At 36.6% G+C, this 7,090-nt stretch carries 9 protein-coding genes; 5 read left to right on the top strand and 4 right to left on the bottom strand.

The annotated features are described in order from the left end of the window. Positions 1–210 precede the first annotated feature (210 nt). Genes IQ228_RS17440 through IQ228_RS26725 form a run of 3 tightly spaced genes read left to right on the top strand, consistent with a single transcriptional unit; the run spans position 211 to position 1,159 of the window. Positions 211–462, top strand: coding sequence for a helix-turn-helix domain-containing protein (locus IQ228_RS17440; RefSeq protein ID WP_027402189.1), 252 nt, complete (start codon positions 211–213; stop codon positions 460–462). Continuing rightward, on the top strand, positions 440–904 hold the full coding sequence (locus IQ228_RS26730) for a hypothetical protein (protein WP_228043929.1): 465 nt from the start codon (positions 440–442) through the stop codon (positions 902–904). The genes IQ228_RS17440 and IQ228_RS26730 overlap by 23 nt, the downstream gene beginning before the upstream one ends. Before the next feature lie 3 nt (positions 905–907). Continuing rightward, the gene (locus IQ228_RS26725) at positions 908–1,159 is read left to right on the top strand and encodes a hypothetical protein (protein WP_228043928.1); all 252 of its coding nucleotides are present in this window, start codon (positions 908–910) and stop codon (positions 1,157–1,159) included. Positions 1,160–1,282: 123 nt separating this feature from the next. Here IQ228_RS26725 and IQ228_RS17430 read toward each other — a convergent pair whose 3' ends face one another. Next, a complete protein-coding gene (locus tag IQ228_RS17430) occupies positions 1,283–2,413 on the bottom strand; it encodes a DNA cytosine methyltransferase (RefSeq protein WP_027402191.1) in 1,131 nt (376 codons plus the stop codon). 278 nt (positions 2,414–2,691) lie between these two features. Here IQ228_RS17430 and IQ228_RS17425 point away from each other — a divergent pair, with 278 nt between their 5' ends. After that, positions 2,692–3,285 (top strand): Uma2 family endonuclease, encoded by a 594-nt coding sequence (locus IQ228_RS17425; RefSeq protein ID WP_027402192.1) that lies wholly within the window; start codon positions 2,692–2,694, stop codon positions 3,283–3,285. A gap of 18 nt (positions 3,286–3,303) precedes the next feature. After that, positions 3,304–3,750, top strand: coding sequence for a VOC family protein (locus IQ228_RS17420; RefSeq protein WP_193963739.1), 447 nt, complete (start codon positions 3,304–3,306; stop codon positions 3,748–3,750). Positions 3,751–4,227: 477 nt separating this feature from the next. Here the strand turns inward: IQ228_RS17420 and IQ228_RS17415 are convergent, their stop codons facing one another. From IQ228_RS17415 to IQ228_RS17405, 3 genes are all read right to left on the bottom strand, one after another. Continuing rightward, positions 4,228–5,181, bottom strand: coding sequence for a DNA polymerase III subunit delta' (locus IQ228_RS17415; protein WP_027402193.1), 954 nt, complete (start codon positions 5,179–5,181; stop codon positions 4,228–4,230). Positions 5,182–5,183: 2 nt separating this feature from the next. Further along, positions 5,184–5,810 carry a dTMP kinase gene (gene tmk, locus IQ228_RS17410; RefSeq protein WP_027402194.1) on the bottom strand — a complete coding sequence of 209 codons (627 nt, stop codon included), beginning with the start codon at positions 5,808–5,810 and terminating at the stop codon, positions 5,184–5,186. Between the two features lie 231 nt (positions 5,811–6,041). Further along, positions 6,042–7,073 (bottom strand): response regulator, encoded by a 1,032-nt coding sequence (locus tag IQ228_RS17405; protein WP_193963738.1) that lies wholly within the window; start codon positions 7,071–7,073, stop codon positions 6,042–6,044. Between the last annotated feature and the right edge of the window lie 17 nt (positions 7,074–7,090).

Here is a 7,090-nt window from a genome sequence, read left to right as displayed (position 1 = left end):
TATAAGAGACATGCTTGCCTTCACCCGTCATTTTCGGGTTGACAGACTACCCCCTAACCCCTCCCCGCAAGCGAGGAGGGGAATAAGAAGTTTTTTATATGTCCTGGTGTACGCAGTTCATGATGGCTACTTATCAAAGGAATCTGCTATTAGCGTAGTTGAATACTTTAGTCTGTAGAACTTTTGTATTCAATATCTTAACCTGTTTCTATGCAATCAAGTAAACTAGACCAAAATTTAGGGCTAGAAATACAACGTCGTCGTATAGAAAAAGGTTGGTCTCAAGAGTATCTAGCAGAAATTACAGGTCTGCATAGAACCTATATTAGCCAACTGGAACGAGGATTAAAAAGCCCATCTGTAAGAGTTCTGAGTCATATCACCAATGCTTTAACTGTAACAATGAGTGAATTTTTGCAAGCTGTGGAGGAATCTTTAAGTGTTGACAAAAAACGAGATTGAGAGGCTAAAACAAGCTATTATTGCTACTGTTGCATCCCCAGCTATTGGGTCAATAGAAGATTATGCTTGGGAAGCTATTTTTCATTATGTTAAAGATATTCCTCTTTCTGATCCAGCTTTAGGACGTAGTAAACTGCTGTATGATGCAGTTAATATTTTAACTGAAACAGGTTGGTCATTGAAATCGCTCCAACTTGGTAACTTAAAAATTGGCAGCACATTTTTCTTTGTTATTCAAAGAGCAGATATTATTAGTAAAGCTGATCAACTTGGTTTTTCTGGTTTAACAGAATTATCTCCACCGGACGAACTGGGTGCGGCTATTATTCAACATTGGAATGAGAAATTGATCACAAATCAGTCATTACAAGGAGTTGAAAATAGTTATGAAAGCATACTACTGAAAACCATTAAAGGCAATGAATATGTTTATTGTGAATAGCCTTTGTATCCACTTGATCCAACTACTTTTAATTGGGCTTGGACAGTAAATAAGAAAACTGGTAAAAGTGGTGCAGGTTTACAGGGTAGTATCGGAGATAAAATTGAGTTAGTTTGGTATAAGAATCAAAAACAACTTTTTAAAGCTAGAATTATTTCTCCAGAAGCAGTGAGAATAAATATTCAACGAACTCGTCTTAACCCTGAGAATTATGTGAAAACTATTCTTGCAGCTTTACAAGCACAAAATTCCTAATCTTAACTTTAGATAAGTAGGTGAACACAATAAAACCAATCTGTGTAAAGAAACGTAAAATCGCCCAAACCCTCTTGCATGAGTGCCTTTTGCCTTGCCATAACGACAATTTTCAACGCCAACCTACTTAATGCACTCAGCGATAGTTTTAGCTAGTAGTGGAGGTACAGATTCACCAATCTGAGAAGCCATTTCTGTATATGTTCCTAGAAAATGGAAAGTATCTGGATAAGAATGAAGTCTCGCAGCTTCACGTATTGTAATGGTTCTATCTTGTGTGGGATGAAAGAATCTACCAGAACCAGGATGAAAAACCCATCTGGTAATTGTCTTCGCTGGTTTGTCCCAATAAAGCCTGCCATAAGCACCACTATAGTGTTTTTTAGGTGCTAATTCAGGTGGTAAATCTCTGGCATCTTGTCCTTCCTTTAACAGCCTTACTCTTGACATTTGAATGGAGCTTAAAGCACGAGCAATATGGTTTGTAATTTTTGTGCTGTCATATCTGATTAAAGATTGATAAGTTGTTTGTGGATCTGAGGGATATCTATCTTCATCATATTTTTGTCCTGCATTTAGTTGTGGTAAATCTCCAATTGCATCTTTAACTGTAACAATTGGAGAATAATTAGATTTTAGTAGATTCGTTTGATAGGATGATTGTTTCTTGCTAGAACCACTTTTAAGATCATCATTATGTGTAGGCTCTGGTAAGCAAATTAAATGCTCTAAACTGGCAATAAAGAAAGCTCTAGCTCTGGTTTGTGGCACTCCGTAGTTAGCAGCATTTAAAGATGATGTGACAACTTTATATCCCAGTAATTCTAGTTGATTTGTAATTTCATTTTTAAATAAACCTTTGTATGCTGTCAAAATTTCCGGGACGTTTTCCATAATGACGTAAAGCGGTCTGAACTCTTGAACAAATTCTATAAAACTTTTATATAACTGATTCCGAGGATCATCTATATAGCGATATTCGGCAGGTATATTTCTGGAAAATCCTTGACAAGGAGGTCCGCCAATAATTGCTTTTAGTTCTTCTTTTTTTAAACCTAGATATGAACGGAGTTCTGAGGGATTAACTTCACGAATATCTTGATGTATAATTTTAGTGTTTGGGTAGTTATATTGATAGGTGGCTAAGGCTTTTTTATTTACATCAATGGCACAAGACGCTTCAAAGCCAGCCAAGTGAAAGCCTGTAGTTAAGCCACCTGCACCTGCGAATAAATCAATAGTTTTGTTGTTCATACTTGAATACTATAGTATTCTATATTTAATGTCAAGTAGGATGATCTTGTTGTGGGTTACAGTATATTAAAAAATATCCAATTATCAAAAATGAATAAAAATACTATTCGCACCAGCTACATCCGCAAGGTTCATCATATCGCTTTTAATATCCAAAATATGACAGCATCTCACCATTTTTACCATTGGGGTCAATTTTAGCGATCGCCTAGCCTAAATTTTTCTGAATTTTCATGAATTTTATCTGATAATAAAACTAGCCTCTTCAAGCAAAACCTATGGAAACCCTCACCTTAAACATACCTCCCGCAGTAAATTTAACAGATGAGCAGTTTTATCAACTTTGCATTGCCAACGAACCTTGGCAATTAGAACTTACCCAAACGGGAGAATTAATTATTATGCCCCCCACAGGTGGAGAAAGCGGAATTAGAAACTCAGATATAACTACAGATTTAAGTATTTGGAATCGTCAAACCAAATTAGGTAAAGTATTTGATTCTTCTACAGAGTTTAAATTACCCAGTGGTGCTTATCGCTGTCCTGATGCAGCTTGGGTAAAACTAGCACGTTGGGAGGCTTTAAGTAAAGAAGAAAAAAAACGGTTTCCCCCCCTTTGTCCTGATTTTGTAGTTGAATTGCGATCAGAAACGGATAGTTTAGAAAAATTACGCACTAAAATGCGAGAATATCAAAATAATGGGGCGCTTTTAGGTTGGTTAATTGATCCACAAACACCCTTGGTAGAAATTTATCGTTACGGAAAAGATGTAGAAGTTTTGAACTTTGATGTTGACAACCCACCAAAACTTTCTGGTGAAGATATTTTACCGGGCTTTATTCTCGATTTGCAGATAATTTTAAATCCATAGATTTTAAATTTCGGGATGATGATTTCTCAAAAAAATATTCCCACTGGCTACCTCCGCAAGGTTCATCATATCGCTTTTAACGTCCAAAATATGGCAGTATCTCGCCATTTTTATGGTCATATTTTAGGCTTACACGAACTTACAGGGGATGAAATACCAGAAACATTAATAGAACTTGTCAACACCGGAAAAGTCGCCAACTTTGCCACTCCTGACGGTACAATTATTGACTTATTTGGAGAACCAGAATTATTACCACCAGATCCAGATCCCAGTAAGTCTTTCACTAGAGCGTATCATTTAGCCTTTGATATTGATCCAGAATTATTTGACCAAGCATTAGCAGTAATTCAAGAAAATAATTTGGTCATTGCTTATGGACCAGTTTCCCGTCCTACTGGTAGAGGAGTGTATTTTTATGATCCCGATGGATTTATGATTGAAATTCGTTGTGATCCTGATTAAATGAGACAATGGGAAAATTTCGATAATTAAAGGCAATATAAAAGCAATATACAGCACTTCCCGGTGTTATGAGGTACAAGAACCCCACCCCCAACCCCCTCCAGTATCAAAAGCTTATCCTTTTCTTCCCCCCGCAGCGGGGGGATTGAGGGGGGTGCGATGAGGGGGGCTAAGATGTAACTCATATCATTGGAAACTACTGTAAGTAGGTGAACACAATAAAAGAACTCCACAAAAAAGATGATCCAATCTTGTGGGATGGGCATCTTGCCCGTCCTTTTATTATTAGCGGGCAAGATGCCCGCACCACAAGAAATTTTGGGATATTTTTTTAATTGGAAGTCTCTAAAACCAAGGTGTGTAAAGAAAAAAGAAAAGTAAAATCGTCCAAAGCTTCTTCACTCTTGCCTCTTGCCTCTTGCCCTCCCATGACGACAATTTTCAATGCTAACCTACTTAATTGAGGGCGGGGAAACCCTACGGATTTTGGGATATTTGAAATAAGGCTAAAAATGTACATTCCCAAACCAAACGAGGTTGGGCGTAACAAAGTAAATGTTTCCGGGTTTTTTCTAATTGTTGAATAATTTTAGGTTCATGTATTTGTTGCCAATAGTATTGTTGTAAATAGTCAATTAACCATAATTGGGCTTCTGTATCTAATTCTTTATCAATTTTTTTACCTAATTCTAAAGCATGACGGTAAGATGTTGGCGTTTTTTTCACCTGGGCGATAAATTCGCTAGGAATGGTTTGCAATTGTTGGTAGGAGGAAATGGCATTTCCTGGACTACCTGCGGCTATGTTTAAAACTTCTGGATGTTGCAAAATTTCGGCATTTCCTGTTTGTGTCAATACCTCAGTCATAGCCGCAATATTTAACCGATAAAAGGGAACTTTTTGACAACGGGATACTAAAGTTGGTAGCACAGATTCGGGGGAGGGGGCAATTAAAATTAATGTCGCTTTTCCCGGTTCTTCTAAAGTTTTTAACAACGCATTTGCCGCAGATTCCGCCATTGTTTCTGCTTGTTCTAATACTATGATATTCCGCGCTGCTTCCAATGGTGAACGAGAAAGAAATTGCGTAATTTCTCGAATTTGTTCTAAACGAATAATCGGTGGTGCTTTGCGTTTAACTCCCTTTTCGGCTGCTTCTGCTGGGGTGAGTCTTTGTCCTTGATATTGATAAGTTGGTTCTACCCACAATAAAGCTGGATGATTTCTTTGCTGAATGCGATTGTGTAAAATGGGAATTTGATCGGGTTTTATAGAACTAGAAAAAAGTAATTCAATAAAACATTTTGCTGCCAAACTTCTGCCTACACCATCAGCACCCACAAACATATAAGCTGGTGCAACTCGATGTTGTTTAACGGATTGAGTTAATAATTCTACCGCTTGCTGTTGTCCGATTAATGACGAGAACATAGTTATGAAAACAGGCGTTGCTGTAAAATTTCCTGGATACTTTTTTGAACGATATCTTGACTGTCATTGCCATCTATTCGCACAATTTGGGATGGATTGGATGCAGCTAATTCTGTATATCCTTGCTGTACCCGACGATGAAAAGTAATAGTTTCCTGTTCAATTCTATCTAGTTTAGCTTGTCCCCGTTTGCGGGATAGTCCTACCTCGACATCTACATCTAACCAAATAGTTAAATCACTTTCTAAGCCACCAGTAGCAATCTGATTAAGTTGATGAATGAGATTCATATTTAAACCTCTACCATAACCTTGATAGGCGATAGTAGAATCAGTATAGCGATCGCACAAAATAAATTTCCCTATGGCTAAATTAGGTTTTAACTCTTCTTCAATATGTTGTGACCTGTCCGCTGCATATAATAATAGTTCCGTGACTTCCCCCACCGGCTTACTTGGTGACTTTTCCAATAATAACGCCCGTAAATCCTTTCCTAACTCCGTTCCCCCTGGTTCACGAGTCAGTATTACTGATATATTTAAGCTTTCTAACCACTGAAAACACCGTTGCATCTGAGTAGTTTTACCACAACCCTCCACACCTTCAAATACAATGAACTTACCACTCATGTTGTTAAATTTTGTAAATACTGATTTTTTAGACATCCCTATTTATATAAACTCTACACCAAAAGCAAACCTTATATGATTGCCCCAAATATCGCAGTAGACACGAAGACGTGGTGCTAGATTAACTCCAAGAGTCAGATCCCCGACTTCTCTAAGAAGTCGGGGATCTGGGTATGAGTGCAAAATAAAATAAAAATCCCTAAACTAATCAATTTTGTAGGTGTCAAATTTTCACACAATATGATGAAAAATAATTTTCAGTAAATCCCCTTGAGAAAAAGGCTTTTCTAAATAGCCATTAGCCCTCACAAATTTGGCTTTAGCTTTATCTCTTAATCCCATTCTTTCGGTCATCAAAATCACAGGAGTATTTTTATAATACGAGTGTTTCCGCAATAAAGAACAGATTTCATAGCCATCTAAATTAGGCATTTCTACATTTAATAAAATCATATCGGGCTGTACTCGCAAAATTTCCATTAAAGCTTGGGAAGAATCCATGAATTTCAGCACAGAAAATATTTGCTCATCTAAAAAATCTTCCACAGTATTTAATATGCTATAATCATTGTCCACACCCAAAATACTATATTTCTTCCTCTCCCTAACTGGGGAGTTTATCGGCTGATGTATATGTAGTTGAGAATCAACTTGCTCAGAATTGCTTTTAGGTAACTGTTCGTGATATGTAGTATGTGACGGGGATTGATGATGATTTTCAAAATTCAAATTTTCCTGAACATCAACCTTAACCCCTGATTGACATTGTTCTACTAAAGTTCTTAAATTTAAATGACAAAATTTAGGAAGATTATCTAAAAAAGTATGTCGAACAAATTCATAACTGCCATATTCTAAATCTAGTAATGATTCTAAAACCTCCAATGCTAATTGTTCAATCAACAAAGCAGTCTGAAAGTGACTAATATATTTTTGATTAACTAACCAACAAATTGCTAAATAATCTGGATTTGGTATTGACTGATTTTCAAGATCCTTTTCAAAAATCATCCGTACCTGTTCATTAATACCCATAGGAAGAGTCGAAATTTGCTGACTCAATCTCTGTAAATTACGATAAAGAGGTTCAAACATTTCCTCAGAATAACCAGCGTAAATTAGTTTACCCTGATCCATATATATTGACCAAGCACCCGACTCACTAAATACCTGCAAACAACCAGTAAAAGAATTATTAGTAATCTTTTTTAATAAGCTAATTGGTTGGATATTTTGAAAAAATCTATATCTACTAATCGGGATTGTGTCTGTCTCTTATA

Origin of the sequence: Dolichospermum sp. LEGE 00246 (assembly GCF_015207865.1) — a bacterium.
Classification (GTDB): domain Bacteria; phylum Cyanobacteriota; class Cyanobacteriia; order Cyanobacteriales; family Nostocaceae; genus Dolichospermum; species Dolichospermum heterosporum.
The sequence above is the reverse complement of the archived record's forward strand: the minus strand, read 5'-3'. Positions and strand labels throughout refer to the sequence as shown.

Excerpts from the sequence above, each read along its gene's own strand:
- IQ228_RS17420 (WP_193963739.1), top strand. The coding sequence starts at position 3,304 with ATGATTTCTCAAAAAAATATTCCCACTGGCTACCTCCGCAAGGTTCAT.
- IQ228_RS17425 (WP_027402192.1), top strand. The coding sequence starts at position 2,692 with ATGGAAACCCTCACCTTAAACATACCTCCCGCAGTAAATTTAACAGAT.
- IQ228_RS17430 (WP_027402191.1), bottom strand. The coding sequence starts at position 2,413 with ATGAACAACAAAACTATTGATTTATTCGCAGGTGCAGGTGGCTTAACT.
- IQ228_RS17415 (WP_027402193.1), bottom strand. The coding sequence starts at position 5,181 with ATGTTCTCGTCATTAATCGGACAACAGCAAGCGGTAGAATTATTAACT.
- IQ228_RS17440 (WP_027402189.1), top strand. The coding sequence starts at position 211 with ATGCAATCAAGTAAACTAGACCAAAATTTAGGGCTAGAAATACAACGT.
- tmk (WP_027402194.1), bottom strand. The coding sequence starts at position 5,810 with ATGAGTGGTAAGTTCATTGTATTTGAAGGTGTGGAGGGTTGTGGTAAA.